This is a genomic window from Alteribacter aurantiacus DSM 18675, from assembly GCF_000429705.1.
Taxonomy (GTDB): domain Bacteria; phylum Bacillota; class Bacilli; order Bacillales; family Salisediminibacteriaceae; genus Alteribacter; species Alteribacter aurantiacus.
This window is the reverse complement of record NZ_KE386941.1, coordinates 255,632-271,390: the sequence shown is the minus strand read 5'-3', so window position 1 is coordinate 271,390 and position 15,759 is coordinate 255,632. Positions and strand designations below refer to the sequence as shown.

Below are 15,759 nucleotides of genomic sequence, written 5' to 3'. Positions count from 1 at the left end.
TTAGGTATGAAATAGGCGGAGAATTTCCGCCTAATGAAGGTAAAGGAGGTTAAGAAGCCGAAGATAAGCAGAGATGTTCCGGTTAACAGCTCTAAATAAGACAAAATCTAAAGATTTTGATAATGTAAGCGGAAAAACTCCCCTTATTATTAAGGAAATATGGGTATTTCTCAATTTAGCCGGAATTCCTCCCTTTATTTTCGAAACACAGTGGGTAGACTGGCTACTGTATCTATCCCCGCATTTTAATCGACAAATTGCATTACAAATCCCTCAAAAATTATGATCGAAATCCCTTTATATCAATAAAAATAGACCTTCAAATTTCCATACAATTTGAAGGTCATTTTGCTTTACAATTTTTATGTTGCGATAGTTAACGGAACCCGTTATCCTTTTTCAGTGCCTTTCCTTTTAGGCGAGATCCCTTTGCCACTTTGTTCGGATGAAGTATCCGAAGTTTCTCTACCAAAACATAGCGATGTCCAGTACACCAATCAGGATCATTACAGCCCCGGCCGTTCGCTGAACAATAAAGCCAAGTCTTCTTCCCTTTTTCCTAACTGCTCCACCAGCTCCAAGGTACCAAATTACCCCAATAACAATAAGGAAAGGAATCGCCGTTCCAATAGCAAATACTGCCGGCAATAAAAACCCGGTCGTACTCGTAAACGTCATCGGCATGAGTAACATAAAGAACAGCAAAAACATCGTTGGGCAAAATCCGAGTGAGAAGCTAAACCCGAGCATAAAGGCGCCCCACTTGCCTCTTTTCTCTGTCGAGCTGTGCTCAGGTCTTTTCCATAATCGTAGTGTCCACCTCATTGTAAACAAGCCAAGCATATACAAACCGACGATAATCAACATAGGGCCTAGTACACGCCTAATCCAAGGAAAATACTGCGTCAACTCTTGCTGAAATTCTTGTCCGATTAACCAAACGGCACTTCCGATCAACATAAATGCCGCCACTTTACCGAGTGTATAAAAAAAAGCATCGCTCCAAGAGACACCATGATTAACAGACTTTGTACCATACAACGTGATGGCACTTAAGTTTCCCGAAAACTGGCACGGTGCCAATGCCCCAACCAACCCTAGAAGCAAAGCAAACAACAACGGAATGGATTCCGCGCGGTTCGCCGCATTCATAAACGGTTCACGCAGAACCGCACTAATTCCTTCAACAATCTCAAACATACGAAACTCCCCTGAATACATGATCTTTTTATTCATTATAACGCGAATGTCTCTTTATGAAAAAGAAGCGTTCCCATCTTCTCGTTTGTCTATCTTTTTACCCAAAGCTATAATAATAGAAAACAGAGGAGGGCGTAATGTGAATATTCTACTACTCGGAGCCACCGGTAGAGTCGGCTCCCATTTACTCAAGATTGCAGAAAATGACACACACACGTACACCCTTTTTGTTCGTTCACCGGAGAAACTTCCGTCCCCCCTTCCACCAAACATGGGTGTTTTTAAAGGGGATGCTACAGATAGACGCGATCTACAACAGGCACTAAAAGGGCAAGACGGGATCATCTCATGTCTATCAACAGACAAAAACAATGTCTTGTCTATTTTTACTCCTCTCTTAGTAGAAGAGGCTGGTAAAAAACAAATTCAACGTGTTGTCACAGTAGGTACAGCCGGAATCCTTCAATCTCGAGCGGAACCGGATACCTATCGTTTTCTATCCAGTGAATCCAAACGAAAAACGACGACCGCTGCGCAAGACCACTTAGAAGCCTATCAATCTCTTGCAAAAAGCGATCTGGATTGGACCATTGTTTGTCCAACGTTCCTACCGGATGGCGAAAAAACGGGGCAGATTCGCTTTGAGGAAGACGTTCTTCCAGAGAATGGAAAGCGAGTTACTAGCGGAGATACAGCCGCGTTTACGTATGATGTGTTTTTTAAGAATCTGTTTATACAAAAAAGGGTTGGGTTGTCTGAGTGATCAAAAACGTTCTCATCATGGAAATGAAGTCAGTATTCGTCCCTAATGGTTTATCTGAGGTTGTTCTTTGAGTGATTGACGGCTTCATACCAATGATTAACGGCTACGTGTATTCTATTTACAGGTTCGCTAGTATGATTAACGGCTTCATTTTACTATTTAGCGGTTTCGGTCCCGTTATTTACGGTTTAGCTTTCCTATCCTTAAAAAAGGGCACAAAAAAAGCACATGTGTTTTACATGTGCTCTTTCCCTTACCCTACCGACTTTTCTATTCCTTGCTGAAGTTGATACATGTGGTGGTAGGTTCCTCTTTGTCTCATCAAAGAATCATGATTTCCTTGTTCTTTAATTTCTCCTTTATTTAAGACGATAATTTGATCGGCGTTTCGAATTGTGGAAAGCCTGTGAGCAATTACAAAGGTAGTACGGCCTTCTTTAACCACATCGAGTGCTCGCTGGATTACGGCTTCCGTTTCTGTATCGATGTTCGCCGTCGCTTCATCGAGAATAAGAATAGGGGGGTTAAACACGAGTGCTCTTGCAAATGAGATTAGCTGACGTTGACCGGCAGAAAGGGTGCTCCCCTTTTCTACTACTTTTTCATCGACTCCATTAGGCAAGGCATCAATCATTTCTTTCGCTCCGACTTTGTGCAAGGCGTCGATAATATCTCTGCGGGAGATTTTTGGGTCGTTCATTCCCACGTTGGACGCGATCGTTCCAGTAAAAAGGAACGGATCCTGTAAAACAATAGCCATATGCTCTCGAAGAGCTTGCTTTGTGATCGAATGAATATCCGTTCCATCAATTGTAACGGTTCCCTTCTGATGATCGTAAAACCTGAACAATACGTTCATAATGGAGCTTTTACCTGAACCCGTATGACCAACAAAAGCTACCGTCTCCCCCTTTTGTGCAGAAAACGAAATATTTTTTAGCACATACTCCTCTTCTTCATAGGCAAAGCTTACATCATCAAAACGGATGTTTCCTTTAAAGCGCTCTACGCTTCCGTCTGATAAAGTAATCCCTGGTTCATCCATGAGCTGAAACACTCGTTCTCCTGCAACCCTTGCTTCTTCAAGCTGTGCGAGCTGATTCACGAGGTTATTCACCGGTTCAAACAAACGGTTCAAATAATCTACAAATGCGTATAGGACCCCGAGGGAAAAAACAGCCCCGACTCCAACAGAAGCGCCTCCGAAATACCAAATCAACCCTACGAATGCTAAGTTACGAAACATGTTTACAAGATTAAAAGAAGTAAGGGCATTTAGAGACAATAGCTTGTTATTGTATGTGAAGTGATCTTTGTTCAATTTCTCAAACTCATCATTCACTTCTTTTTCCCGTCCAAAGGCTTGAATGACAGGCATCCCTTGAATATTCTCATTTATTTTTCCATTGATGTCACTGACACGTTCTCGTATGACATGATTATATTTTGATGCCAACTTTCGATATAGGGCCGCCCAAATGACAAGAATAGGCAAAAGTACAAGGGCTGCTGTCGCAAGTGTTGGTTCAAGTAAGAACAAGGCAATATAAATCCCCACCAAATAAATGATACTCGTAAAGAACGTAGCAAGGACTCGAACATAAAGTTCACGAATGGCCTCTGTATCATTTGTCACACGAGACACGATCTTCCCTGCCGGTTGGCGATCGAAGTAGTGAATCGGAAGTTCTTGCACTTTACGAAATACATCCGTTCTCATCTTTTGAATGATTTGATTGGCCGAACGTTGCAACAGAAAGCTTTGATGGTAGTGTAAAAATGCAGCCATTACTACGAGAAGAAAGTACCCTCCCATAAGGAATATCAAGTATTTGACCTCAGGCTGGAAAAAAGAAAAGACTTCTTCGCCCGAAAGCTGGGTGCCTTCATATACAGCCGATTCCTCTCCTCTAGTAATCGTCAACGTGCCCTCATCAAAGGTGCGCTCCCCTTCAAAACCTAAAGGCTCATCAATGGCTACGTACGTTAAACCAATTTGTAAGACTTGTAATGTAGATAGGGGCTCTTCTGTACGATCATACCGATCGCTACGAATATAGGAACGGCCCCCGTATTCAACCTCTCCTTCATCACTTACCTCATACCAAGGTCGTTCAATTCCCATGATGTGATTATCAATCATGTGTTTAGCAATAAATGGACCGGTCAGCTCTGCAGCGGCTGCAATAGCCAAAAGAACGAGTGCAAAAATGATCGTTCGTTTAAATGCGAGGGCATAGCGAATTAGTCGTTTTGTTGGTGTCATGAGCTATGCACCTCCTTTTCTTCGTTTTTCAGATTTTCCTTGATTTGCTGAGCTGTGTATTGCTCTTTGTACCACCCATGACTCGCCATGAGCTCGTCGTGAGTTCCTTTTTCAATGATCCTTCCTGCTTCCATTACCACGATTTGATCAGCGTGACTCACAGCTGACATACGATGTGCCGTGATGAACGTGGTTTTTCCTTTTCGTTCATTACGAATATTGGTGATGATCGTCGATTCCGTTTTTGCATCAACAGCGGATAAGGCATCATCAAGAATGAGAATGTGTGGGTTTTTAAGTAAAGCACGGGCAATCGAGACTCGTTGCTTTTGCCCCCCTGATAACGACACGCCTTTTTCCCCTACCGTTGTCTCAATGCCGTTTGGAAACGTCTCAATATCTTTCGTGATTGATGCTAAGTCCAACACTCTGTAAAAGTCGTAATCAGAAGCATCGGGACGGCCAAAACGCACATTCTCTCTGATCGTTTTTGAAAATAAGAAATGATCTTGTGGAACATAACCAAGCCAACTTTTCATCGTCTGTAAATCGATTCGTTCCATATCCACCTCGGAAATCTTTAGACTTCCTGTTCCAAAGGGATATTCTCTTAACAGCTGCTTTAACAAGGTCGTTTTACCTGAACCCGTTTTTCCAACAATCCCGATCGTCTCTCCCCGTTTCACCTGAAGTGATATGTTACTGAGCACCAATTCTGGTGAACTTGGGTATTGAAAACTAACATTCTCCATTACGATCGTGTCAGGCTCTGCCACAACTACTGGATGCTCACTGTTTTTAACATCTGCATCATACGAAAAGGTGTCGTTCAACCTGTCTAATGAAGCGTTCCCTCTTTGCATGATGTTCATCAGTTCACCAAAGGCAAACATTGGCCAAATGAGCATACCTAAATAGATGTTAAATGACACAAGCTGACCAAGGGTAATTTCATTATTAAAGACAAGAAACGCTCCATATCCGAGACCGATCATGTAGCTCAATCCGACGAGGATCTTAATGGTCGGTTCAAATAAAGCATCGATTCTTGCAACGGCGATGTTTTTCTTAAGAACATCATCTGTCGTTGCTTTGAATTGAGCCTGATCGTCCTTTTCTTTTACAAAAGCCCTCACAACTCTTACACCGGAGATCGATTCCAACACTTGGTCATTGAGCTCTCCAAAGGAATTCTGTGCTTTTGTAAACCGTTCATGAATAATTTTGCCATATCGTTTCATCAACCACGCCATGATTGGTAACGGTAAAAAAGCAGCAATGGTCAACTTCCAACTCACCAAAAAACCCATCATAAACAAGATAATGACAAGAAACACCGTCGCATCAACCAACGTCAAAACGCCGAAACCTGCTGTCATGGAGATGGCTTTCAAATCGTTTGTCGCCATCGCCATCAAATCACCGGATTTATTCTTTTCATAAAAAGTGGGCGTCATTTTCATTAGATGGCCCATAAGCCTGGAACGGAGCAAACGCTCGATAACAAACGCCCCTCCAAACAGCTGTCGCATCCATGTGTATGTTAATCCATAGATGACAACCATAAGCCCGAGCATAACCCCCATAATCATCATTAATCGATCCGTTGTCAATGATCCTTGGTGAATATCATCAATCACGACTCCGATCAATCGCGGAGGTATAACCTCTAGGAAACTTACAAATATCAATATTGACAAAGCCAATGTGTACCTTTTCCATTGGGCTTTGAAAAACCATAATAACTTTTTAAGTACCGAAAACATTATGCGTCACGTCCTGTCTTAAGATCTTTACTACGATTGCAATTGCTAACCTCCACCTGTCGTATGTTCTTTGGTGTAAAACCTTCTAAACTTCCATCTTTTAATCATAGTAACCCCTCCAAAAGTGGTCTTTTTTTATTTATGTGATCGGCAAATGCCGTTTTTTGATTCTATTCTAATAATTTCCTTCACTACCATGAGTCTTGGTGAAGGTCTATGCCTATCTATTTCCCTGTCGGTGCTGGCAAGCTCCTTGGGCCTATTAATGATCCCTTCTTTCCTTTTTTCCTATGACTCTCTGAAAACACAATTTAAAACCATAAAAAAGCACACAAGCGTCCTGCTCGTGTGCTTTCATACATATGGAATTCACCCATATAAAAAGCGCAGTCACAAGTAAATTGTAACTGCGCATGGAAAGGCAAAAAGAATCGTGACATTAAAAGAAACGTTCCTCATTACGAATACCATTGGAGCTACAACAAGATATATTCAATTGCGCAGTTTTGATATTTACTAAGATCATCTTGTTTGTCCTCCTTTCATAATGAGTTTTAAATCGTTATTAATCGTAGCACTATTTCAAACTTTCCGTCAACCATTTTTTTCAAATCATTCCTTCATAAGACTAACGCTTCTATAGAATGAGTCCTGATGATGAAACTTTTTCATAAATACTGGCGTTTAATAGGTGTGAGTGGAAGGAGGAGCCCCATTGGACCCCCGCGACAAACCATCAATCAAAGAAACGCTTCCTAGTCATGAAAATGATTTTTTTGAAGTGATTATTCAATACCAACCAGTTGTGGAGAGATTTGCCCGTCAGATTGGTGTATCGGAAGACGATCTACCTGATGTCACACAGGACGTTTTCATTAAGGTATATCGTTTCTTTAACAGCTACACACACGGTAAATTCACAACGTGGCTTTACAGCATTACACTGAACGTTTGTAAGGATTTATTCCGTAAACAAAAACGTGAACGATACAAAATAAAACAAGCTAAGCAAACAGTAATCCCACTATATGAAGAAACACTTAGCCATTATGCCATTTTGTTAAATGAAAACCTTCATGAGTTGGAAGAGAAATATCGGATCCCCATTGTATTGTTCTATTTTCATGATCGAACGCTTTCAGAAATTGCATTGATTATGGGGTTAAATGAAAACTCCGTAAAGACGAGATTGCGTCGAGGAAAAAACAAGCTAAAAACAGCCATGATTAAAGGAGGGTTTGAAAATGAATTTTGAAAAAGGGATGGATGAACTTCGAAAAAGGTATGATAAGTTGCCTTCTTCCGAGTCACCTGAAGATCTTTATAAAAGGGTCAGAGAACAGACCCGAGAACGCCCACCCACCAACAAGAACTACACGATGCTATTTGCGAATGTAGTAGCTACTCTTTTGCTTCTTATTGGTGCCGGGATTCTTACAGCCTCTTATTTAATGAGTGAAACAAATACATCTCAAGAACCACCCGCGAACTCTTACGTGCCTGCTGCTCCAGGAGATGAAGAGGAAGAATATGAATCCCCTTCAAGTGTGGAAGACACTCCCTCCAAACTGCCTCCAAGGGAAAATCGTATGGTCCATGAATTTGAACTTGAAGGAATGACCGAAACATATGAATATGTCCTTTACGAGAATCAGGAGCTTGGCTTTTCCACTTACATTGAAGAACAGTTTGATGTGCACATAGAAAACAATCAGGCAACGTTTTATAGTATGTATGGCGCTGTTGAAAAACATGAGGCCTACATTACACTTACCAAACATTCATTAGGACAAGAAGATCCTGTTGAAAACGCGTTTCGAGATAAGTTAGAGACAGAGGGCTATACGGAGTACCCTGATTCTACCCTTCATAACTCAATGGGCGAACTAATATCTTATTGGATTTCGGATTCGGCGATTGAATATCAAGTGTTCGTTCAAGAGGAACGCTTTTTTTATGAAATTGTCGTTCGAAAGCCCATGATCCTCTCTGGAAACCGGTTTTCAGAGTCTACGAGGATTTTTGTAGATAACCTTGAATTTGGTGAACATTAAAGGTTCCAGAGCGACTAAGCAATGTTTAGTTGCTCTGGACCTTTTTTATTACTTGAACTGAATATACCCCAACCTTTGTGCTTCTTTCATAAGCTCCTGTTGTGAAGTGACCTCTAACTTTTTTCGTAGGTTGTGCCTATGGTTTTCAATCGTCTTTTTTGTCACACCAAGAACAGAGGCAGATTCGGTTACGGTATAACCTTGGATGATTTGCAAAAGTACTTCCTCTTCCCTTTTTGTTAAATAGGCTCCCGTCCGTTCGTTGATTTTTCCTTTTTCAGCCGAGGATTGAAGAGAGTAATGTGTTCTTCCTCTGTTCATTCCTTCAAAAGCGCGCATGAGATCTTCGAGTGGTTCATCGTGTCTAATGACACCTAAAATCGGATAGTGTTCCAAAACAGAAAGGTCGACAAACCCTTCTTCCCCTAATAAAATGACGGTTTTCACCTCTCTTTTTGAATCGTTCACGAGCGATAAAAACTCTGCAAGGGAAGTGTTTGAGAGTGTAGTTGGATTTAAAAGTAACCAATCAAAAGGATACTTTTTTAGTAAAGCAATGATATTCTCTTTTTCCACTGACTCCAACACATATTCCACGGGAAATAAGTCTTTTAAGAGTTGAGTAATCCCGAAGCGCATGAGCTCATGCTCTTCAGCAATTAGGCAACGCATCTCTCTCCTCCTCTCTCCATATCCACTTGAATATTATAATCCTAAACCAATTGAAAGCTGATTGGTATAGCTTGTATAAGCAACCACATGATTAATCTCTACGATTTCTTTTGTTGAAAAACCTAGGTTGGTCAGTTCTTCAATATCTCCTTTTGAAAGACTGGCTCGATCGACGACCAATTTTTTCGCATAGTTCAGAATGGCTTGAATGGAAGGATCAAACAAACGAATGTCGTCGGCTAAAAGGCTCTCTACTTCCTTTTGATCTATCATTGTTCCCAAGACGGTTTTGTGGCCTTTTGTACAATATTCACACCCATTTAAGACAGAAACGTAAGTGATAATGATCTCTCGAGTCTGATCTCCAATTGTTACTTGTTTAACTGCTTGCTGTAATGGGGTAAAGCTCTCTAACAACTCAGGTGTATGAGCCATTAGACGATGAAAAATGGAGACAGGTTGATCTAGCTGTTCATATACACCTAAATCTTTAATATCTTTTTGCTTTACTGGTTTAATCCACGGCATCCCTTGTGCCTCCTCTGAATATTAGCTTTCTTTATTTAGTATTGTTTGTACTCAATATTCCCATGCAAACTGCCGTAAACGATTTGTCTTTAATCGTTCACATCCTGTTCAAAGTTTGCTCACAAAATCACTTGTATTTAGGTGTAATCACCTATATGTTTATTATTTCACATTTAATAAAATAAGTACAGTGATCGATTTATGCACCCTAATAGAATTAGATTGTAGATTTGATAAGAATGGAAAGGGGATCTTTATGTTTGGTTTTGAATATGATCCGGTCATATACAGCCGAATCCTCACATCTCTGACACTTGGTTTTCATATTATTTTTGCCACGATTGGTGTTGGGGTTCCGCTTATGATTGCCATTGCGGAATGGATGGGGATTAAGCGAAATGACCCTCACTATACATTACTTGCAAGACGATGGGCCAGAGGGTTTGTTGTCACAGTGGCTGTTGGTGTTGTTACTGGTACAGCGATTGGTCTTCAACTAAGTTTATTGTGGCCTAATTTCATGCAGGCTGCAGGACATACAATAGGACTGCCTCTCTTTTTAGAGATTTTCGCTTTCTTCTTTGAAGCGATCTTTCTTGGTATTTACTTGTACACATGGGATCGTTTTAAGAGTAAGATGAAGCATTTCTTACTCGTGATTCCGATTGTAATAGGAGCTTCAGCATCTGCATTCTTTATTACTACAGTGAATGGATTTATGAATATTCCACAAGGGTTTGAAATCGTGGATGGCGTTCTTACAAACGTGAGTCCCCTTGCGGCCATGTTTAACCCTGCGACACCAACGAAAGTCGCTCACGTCATCATTACGTGTTACCTGACTTCTGCGTTTATTCTTGGTACGATCGCGGCTATCCACCTTATTAAAGGAAATAACCACGTCTACCACAAGAAAGCATTGCACTTAACGATGGTTTCAGGTGCTGTTTTTGCGATTGCAACGGCAGTTATCGGTGATCTATCCGGTAAGTACTTGCACGAATACCAGCCGGAAAAACTTGCCGCAGCAGAGTGGCACTTTGAGACAGAAACAGAAGCACCGCTTATCCTAGGCGGAATTCTCACTGAGGATAACGAGGTTAAGTATGCACTTGAGATTCCTTACGCTTTAAGTATTTTAGCTGGTGGTACGCCGGATTCCGAAGTTGTAGGTTTAAATGACTTTCCGGAAGATGAACTTCCACCGCTCTGGGTTCACTACGCCTTTGACTTAATGGTTGGCATTGGGATGTACTTGTCCCTCGTCTCCGTATTGTTCGTGGTGATGAGCTGGAGAAAGAAATGGAACCCACTTAACAAACCACTCTTATGGGCAATCGCAGCAGGTGGACCATTATCCATGGTTGCCATTGAGTCTGGATGGGTCTTTGCTGAAGTTGGGCGTCAACCATGGATTATTAATGGTATTATGCGTACGGAAGAAGGGGCAACTACTTCTGCTCATGTTGATGTGATGTTTGTCCTATTCGTTACACTCTATATCATCCTTGGTGTCACATGTGCTGTCGTTCTTCGAAGAATGTTCAAGAAAAACCCTGTAGAACATGAGCTTGAAAAGCGTGGCATGGCACAGCAAAAACGTGTTAGCAATGAATAAAGGAGGTACCGACATTGAGCTATGAAGTCGTTGGTATTACGGTACTTTGGATTTTCCTTTACGGCTACTTGATTGTGGCGTCGATTGATTTCGGCGCCGGCTTCTTCAGTTACTATAGTCATATTACAAATAAAAAACATGTTGTACACAACATTATTCAGCGTTACCTCTCACCTGTTTGGGAGGTAACCAATGTCTTTCTCGTCTTTTTCTTCGTGGGTATTGTCGGGTTCTTTCCAGATACGGCTTACTATTATGGAACTGCACTCCTCATCCCAGGAAGCGTAGCGATTATCCTTTTAGCTCTCCGTGGTTCTTACTATGCGTTCGCCACTTACGGAGCAAAAGACAGTCATTTGTATTCATTCCTTTATGGAGCAACAGGACTATTAATTCCCGCTTCATTGACAACCGTTCTTACGATTTCAGAAGGTGGTTATTTGGTCGTTGATAACGGGAATGTTCAGCTTTTATACGGAGAGCTGTTTACAAGTGCCTACTCATGGGGAGTCGTCTTCCTTGCTATCTTCAGTGTTCTGTTTATCTCGGCAGCGTTTTTGACTTATTACGCAAGTCGTGCAAAAGATAAACCGGCACTTGAAGTCGTACGAAAGTATGCTCTATCCTGGGCTGGACCAACCATTATTACCGGTATCGTGGTTTTCTTCTTACTTGGAAAAAGAAACCCAGTACACTTTTCCAACATGATGGACCTTTGGTGGATGTTTGGCATTTCCTTCGTCACATTCGTTGCAGCCACGGTTCTGATCTGGAAGCGCCGAAACTATGGAACGGCCTTCGTTCTCGTGATGGTCCAGTTTTTCACAGCGTTTTTTGCCTACGGATCGGCACACTTGCCATACCTACTGTATCCGTACTTGACGATTTATGATGGTTTTACAAATGATGCTATGGCACTCGCGTTAATTATCGCGTTTATCGGCGGATTGTTGCTTCTTATTCCGTCGCTCATCTTACTCATGCGTTTGTTCTTATTCGACGCAGATTATGTAGAAGGTAAAAAATAAAGGCACTGAAAAAGTTCGATTTTTACGATTTCAATGTTATCTATGCAAGGAGCGGAACGGTTGCTTGTTTTAAAATCCTGTTACGAGTGGTTTTTTCGTAACAGACACGCAACCTAGAAGCCTTTGCCATTCAAATAAAGGAGGAGTTACGATGGATTTGACATTCTTTTTGATCATGATCGCGCCGCCGCTGGTGCTCGTTGGTGCTGTCGCATTCGTATTCGTCTGGGCAGCAAAAGCAAAGCCGCCCCACTACCTCCAAGACAACGACTAATGCTGGGGTCTGACCCCATAGCCGTCAAGTTAAGCAAAACTTGGCGGCTTTTTATCTTATTGATCATTCACTCTCATTTTTTCACATGACAAAGAAGCTTCCTTTCGGAAGTTTTTTTAACAAAGGGTTAATTCCGTTACAGGTGGACGCTTTCCGCGGGCATCGCCTTAGCCTCCTCGGGAAAGGCGCCCTGCGGGGTCTTCGGCTGATGCTATTCCCGCTGGAGTCGCCACCTTTCACTCCATTTTCTACTTTAAATGATGTTCTCTTTTAAACAAACATCTTATTCAAACATGTAAGAGTATCAGCTTTTCTTCCTCCTTCATCGTGTTCTTTAAGACTAGAAAAGGTGTCTCACAATTCTTCTTTTTACACTTCCTACATCTCCTTCGAATGACTTCTGTGTATTGATGAAATAGGTTATTTATCTTAATTGGTGATCCACTTGCTCGGAAGAACTCTTCTGCACTCTCACGTAATTCTTTCGTGCATTTCATCTCACTAACTTCAATCTCTTCGTTTTCATATAACGCACTTCGCGCTTCAAATGTAATCATACTAGATATCAAAAGTGCAATGAGTTGGCCATACAAGTGACACTCAAAGCGCTCCTGTTTAATGTTTCTTATTTTATGAATGCCATAATACGACTTCCATGATTTAAATAATTGTTCAACTTGCCAACGTAGAAAAGTCCGACGGAGTGCGTCTTTTGATTTTTTTAGAATGTTTTTCTTCTTCATAAAAAATACCTCCCTTTACATTGTAAAGGGAAGATACCCGACAGGATGAGCCGGTAAGCTCTTATTTATCACAAATGATATGAACTTGGACATGTGATTAGGTGTAGCCGGAATGTTCGCAGACTCCTGCGGCCGTGGGAGCCAGGAGAGACCCCGCAAGGGCTTTGCCCGAGGAGGCTCGCCGGCACCGCCGCGGAAAGCGAAGAACATTCCGGCTACACCTTTCTTCCACTGATTTACTACGCTCAATCCTTAAGTTGACGGCTATGGGGTCTGACCCCCGAACAATTATGTAAATGTGATGTCTCAAAAGGATTTTGAGACAAACGAATCGATTAAAGAAGTCCCAAGACATTGTCTCGGGACTTTTCTTATTACTCACCTTTAAATACAAGGGCTTCGTATGGGCGTAATGTCATTCTTTCTAAAGGTTGTGTAGCTCCATCTTTGTAGTTCCCTACTAGCCGTTCCCCATTAAAGTCTTCCAACTCTTTCGGTAAAACGAATTCAGGCGTTCCTCCAAAGAAGTTCAATACAACAAGTACCTTTTCATCGCCAAGCGTTCTTGTATATACGTACAATTCTTCGTGTTCTTCAAGGTATAAATCATAAGTCCCGTATACTAAAATGTCGTGTTTTTTCCTAAGAGCAATCAGGTTTTTATAGTAATTTAATATGGAATTGGGATCGTCTATCTGCTGTTTAGCGTTAATATCTCTATAATTCGGATTTACGCCTATCCACGGTGTTCCCTTCGTAAATCCTCCGTGTTTAGAATCGTCCCACTGAATGGGTGTTCGGGCATTGTCTCGCCCCTTTGTCCAAATCCTCTCCATGACTGTCTCGTGCGACTCGCCTCTTTTTTCAGTGAAATCGTGATACATATTGTGAATCTCTACATCACGATAGTCTTCCACCTTTTCAAATCGAACGTTTGTCATGCCTAGTTCTTCTCCTTGGTAGACATAAGGTGTACCGTGCATTGTATGAAGGAAAGTAGCTAACAGCTTTGCTGATTCTTCGTGATAATTCTTGTCATCCCCGAACCGTGACACTTGTCTTGGCTGATCGTGGTTGTTTAAGTACAAGCTGTTCCAACCGACACCTTCAAGGCCTTTGTCCCACTTCGTCATAATCTGCTTCAGTTCTTGGAGCTTCCATTGCCTAGTGTCCCATTTTCCTGCATGAGTATCCGGTTTTCCATCAACAGCCATATGTTCAAACTGGAACACCATATTTACATAGCCATTTTCTTCATCGGTAATATCACAGGCGTCTTCTACTGGGAAGAAGGCCGTTTCTCCTACTGTCATGATGTCATAGTGGTTCAGTACCTTATCACGCATTTCCGCCAAATACTCTCTAAGTCTTGGACCGTTGGCGAAGTGTTCGGGAGCAAATTGATATTTTGATTTCGGGTCCTTCACAGACCCATCCGGTAAACCAGGTGTTTTGGAGATGTTATTAATCACGTCCATTCTAAACCCGTCTATCCCACGATCGAGCCACCACGTCATCATATCAAATACTTCATTTCTTACTCTCTCATTTTCCCAGTTCAAGTCCGGCTGTTTCTTTGTAAATAAATGAAGGAAATACTGCTCAGTACCCTCATCATACTCCCATGCCGATCCACTGAAGAACGACAGCCAATTGTTTGGCTCACTGCCATCAGGCTTCGCATCTTGCCATATGTAATAATCTCTGTATGGATTGTCCTTTGATTTTCTCGATTCAACAAACCAAGGATGTTCATCTGACGTATGGTTCACGACCAAATCCATAATCAATTTTATCCCACGGTCATGAAGAGCGGTCAGTAAATCATCCCAATCATCCAGCGTGCCGAACTCGCCCATAATCTCTTGATACCCACTAATATCATAACCATTATCATCGTTGGGAGACTTATAAACCGGTGAAAGCCAAACTACGCTGATTCCAAGCTCCTTAAGATAATCAACCTTCTCAATGATCCCTCTAATATCACCGATCCCATCACCGTTTGAATCTTTGAAACTTCTAGGATAAATCTGATAAACTACTGCTTCTTTCCACCATTTTCGTTTCAAATCAATTTCCCCCTTATGGCAAGTTACTCCATTTTTACCACAGGAAAACGTAGAGGTAAAGAAAACGTTTACGTAAATAAAAAACAAGCTGCCCTTATCTAAAGGCCGCCAAAAATGAACTAGGTGGAACGAGTACGTACGAATGCATCACTCGCAGTAATATAAAGGCCGCTTTTCAGACGGTACATGTCTGTAGAGCTACCTGGAACGCTCACTCGATCCACTACGGTAAATGCTTCCCCACGACGAACGGTACCTGCAAGGGCACTTGCTTCCCAGGAAGGGAGGTTCCTTACATTTAACGTGTCAACATCTACAATCACAAGCAAGCCAGATGGTCTAGCATTTCGAATCTCCTGGTACGTTTGGGGCCCAGCTACACCATCAACAGAAATACCTGCGTTTCGTTGCACCTCACGTACAACATTTTCAGTTACATTACCGAAGATTCCATCAGCACCAAAAGAACCAAGATTATACCCCAAGTTTAGTAACTGCTCCTGCAGGCTCCTCACTAAAGGACCCCGGTCGCCATTTCGTAATACTTGACCTGTCCACGTATTCCCGCTACCGCCTGAACCACCAGATCCACCTGAACTTCTTCTTTGCACAATTGAGAAGATGGCGGCAATTGCGTCTGCATGGGCTCTCGCTGCTTCTCTAATAAAAGCGGAAGAGCGTAACAAGTAAGCATCTTGTGTGTTGGTCACAAACCCACCTTCTGTTAAAACTGCAGCCATGTTCGTATTACGCAACACAGCAAATCCTGCTGTTT

14 protein-coding genes are annotated in these 15,759 nt (G+C 41.9%); 6 read left to right on the top strand and 8 right to left on the bottom strand.

Features of this window, described 5'->3' with window-relative positions; all coding sequences use genetic code 11:
- Nucleotides 1-465: 465 nt before the first annotated feature.
- Nucleotides 466-1,200 (bottom strand): urease accessory protein UreH domain-containing protein, encoded by a 735-nt coding sequence (locus G476_RS0104475; RefSeq protein WP_026689024.1) that lies wholly within the window; start codon nt 1,198-1,200, stop codon nt 466-468.
- Nucleotides 1,201-1,339: 139 nt separating this feature from the next.
- Here G476_RS0104475 and G476_RS0104470 point away from each other — a divergent pair, with 139 nt between their 5' ends.
- Complete coding sequence (locus tag G476_RS0104470; RefSeq protein ID WP_026689023.1) at nt 1,340-1,963, top strand: NAD(P)-dependent oxidoreductase; 624 nt, start codon at nt 1,340-1,342, stop codon at nt 1,961-1,963.
- 253 nt (nt 1,964-2,216) lie between these two features.
- On the opposite strand, the gene G476_RS0104465 is transcribed toward G476_RS0104470, so the two are convergent.
- Together G476_RS0104465 and G476_RS0104460 are read right to left on the bottom strand one after the other, a co-directional pair.
- Entirely contained in the window at nt 2,217-4,229 is a 2,013-nt protein-coding gene (locus tag G476_RS0104465) for an ABC transporter ATP-binding protein (RefSeq protein WP_026689022.1), read from the bottom strand.
- Complete coding sequence (locus G476_RS0104460; protein ID WP_026689021.1) at nt 4,226-5,995, bottom strand: ABC transporter ATP-binding protein; 1,770 nt, start codon at nt 5,993-5,995, stop codon at nt 4,226-4,228. The genes G476_RS0104465 and G476_RS0104460 overlap by 4 nt, the downstream gene beginning before the upstream one ends.
- A gap of 715 nt (nt 5,996-6,710) precedes the next feature.
- Here G476_RS0104460 and G476_RS0104455 point away from each other — a divergent pair.
- Nucleotides 6,711-7,250 (top strand): RNA polymerase sigma factor, encoded by a 540-nt coding sequence (locus G476_RS0104455; protein ID WP_051314651.1) that lies wholly within the window; start codon nt 6,711-6,713, stop codon nt 7,248-7,250.
- Entirely contained in the window at nt 7,240-8,049 is an 810-nt protein-coding gene (locus G476_RS0104450) for a hypothetical protein (RefSeq protein WP_026689019.1), read from the top strand. The genes G476_RS0104455 and G476_RS0104450 overlap by 11 nt, the downstream gene beginning before the upstream one ends.
- A gap of 48 nt (nt 8,050-8,097) precedes the next feature.
- On the opposite strand, the gene G476_RS0104445 is transcribed toward G476_RS0104450, so the two are convergent.
- Both G476_RS0104445 and G476_RS0104440 read right to left on the bottom strand, forming a co-directional pair.
- Complete coding sequence (locus G476_RS0104445) at nt 8,098-8,721, bottom strand: response regulator transcription factor (RefSeq protein ID WP_026689018.1); 624 nt, start codon at nt 8,719-8,721, stop codon at nt 8,098-8,100.
- A 33-nt stretch (nt 8,722-8,754) separates the two neighbouring features.
- Nucleotides 8,755-9,249, bottom strand: coding sequence for a carboxymuconolactone decarboxylase family protein (locus G476_RS0104440; protein ID WP_026689017.1), 495 nt, complete (start codon nt 9,247-9,249; stop codon nt 8,755-8,757).
- A gap of 256 nt (nt 9,250-9,505) precedes the next feature.
- Here G476_RS0104440 and G476_RS0104435 point away from each other — a divergent pair, with 256 nt between their 5' ends.
- From G476_RS0104435 to cydS, 3 genes are all read left to right on the top strand, one after another.
- Nucleotides 9,506-10,867: a cytochrome ubiquinol oxidase subunit I gene (locus G476_RS0104435; protein WP_026689016.1), complete on the top strand. Its 1,362-nt coding sequence runs from the start codon at nt 9,506-9,508 to the stop codon at nt 10,865-10,867.
- Between the two features lie 14 nt (nt 10,868-10,881).
- Nucleotides 10,882-11,895, top strand: a complete 1,014-nt coding sequence (locus G476_RS0104430; protein ID WP_026689015.1) for a cytochrome d ubiquinol oxidase subunit II — start codon at nt 10,882-10,884, stop codon at nt 11,893-11,895.
- Nucleotides 11,896-12,046: 151 nt separating this feature from the next.
- On the top strand, nt 12,047-12,169 hold the full coding sequence (gene cydS / locus G476_RS24000; protein WP_281170427.1) for a cytochrome bd oxidase small subunit CydS family protein: 123 nt from the start codon (nt 12,047-12,049) through the stop codon (nt 12,167-12,169).
- A 287-nt stretch (nt 12,170-12,456) separates the two neighbouring features.
- Here the strand turns inward: cydS and G476_RS24160 are convergent, their stop codons facing one another.
- From G476_RS24160 to G476_RS23995, 3 genes are all read right to left on the bottom strand, one after another.
- A complete protein-coding gene (locus G476_RS24160; RefSeq protein WP_026689014.1) occupies nt 12,457-12,912 on the bottom strand; it encodes a transposase in 456 nt (151 codons plus the stop codon).
- 374 nt (nt 12,913-13,286) lie between these two features.
- Nucleotides 13,287-14,984, bottom strand: a complete 1,698-nt coding sequence (locus G476_RS0104410) for a glycoside hydrolase family 13 protein (protein ID WP_026689012.1) — start codon at nt 14,982-14,984, stop codon at nt 13,287-13,289.
- A gap of 119 nt (nt 14,985-15,103) precedes the next feature.
- The gene (locus G476_RS23995; protein ID WP_051314650.1) at nt 15,104-15,739 is read right to left on the bottom strand and encodes a peptidoglycan-binding domain-containing protein; all 636 of its coding nucleotides are present in this window, start codon (nt 15,737-15,739) and stop codon (nt 15,104-15,106) included.
- Nucleotides 15,740-15,759 lie beyond the last annotated feature (20 nt).

Excerpts from the sequence above, each read along its gene's own strand:
- G476_RS0104475 (WP_026689024.1), bottom strand. The coding sequence starts at position 1,200 with ATGTTTGAGATTGTTGAAGGAATTAGTGCGGTTCTGCGTGAACCGTTT.
- G476_RS0104465 (WP_026689022.1), bottom strand. The coding sequence starts at position 4,229 with ATGACACCAACAAAACGACTAATTCGCTATGCCCTCGCATTTAAACGA.
- G476_RS0104460 (WP_026689021.1), bottom strand. The coding sequence starts at position 5,995 with ATGTTTTCGGTACTTAAAAAGTTATTATGGTTTTTCAAAGCCCAATGG.
- G476_RS0104450 (WP_026689019.1), top strand. The coding sequence starts at position 7,240 with ATGAATTTTGAAAAAGGGATGGATGAACTTCGAAAAAGGTATGATAAG.
- G476_RS0104445 (WP_026689018.1), bottom strand. The coding sequence starts at position 8,721 with ATGCGTTGCCTAATTGCTGAAGAGCATGAGCTCATGCGCTTCGGGATT.
- G476_RS0104440 (WP_026689017.1), bottom strand. The coding sequence starts at position 9,249 with ATGCCGTGGATTAAACCAGTAAAGCAAAAAGATATTAAAGATTTAGGT.
- G476_RS0104435 (WP_026689016.1), top strand. The coding sequence starts at position 9,506 with ATGTTTGGTTTTGAATATGATCCGGTCATATACAGCCGAATCCTCACA.
- cydS (WP_281170427.1), top strand. The coding sequence starts at position 12,047 with ATGGATTTGACATTCTTTTTGATCATGATCGCGCCGCCGCTGGTGCTC.
- G476_RS24160 (WP_026689014.1), bottom strand. The coding sequence starts at position 12,912 with ATGAAGAAGAAAAACATTCTAAAAAAATCAAAAGACGCACTCCGTCGG.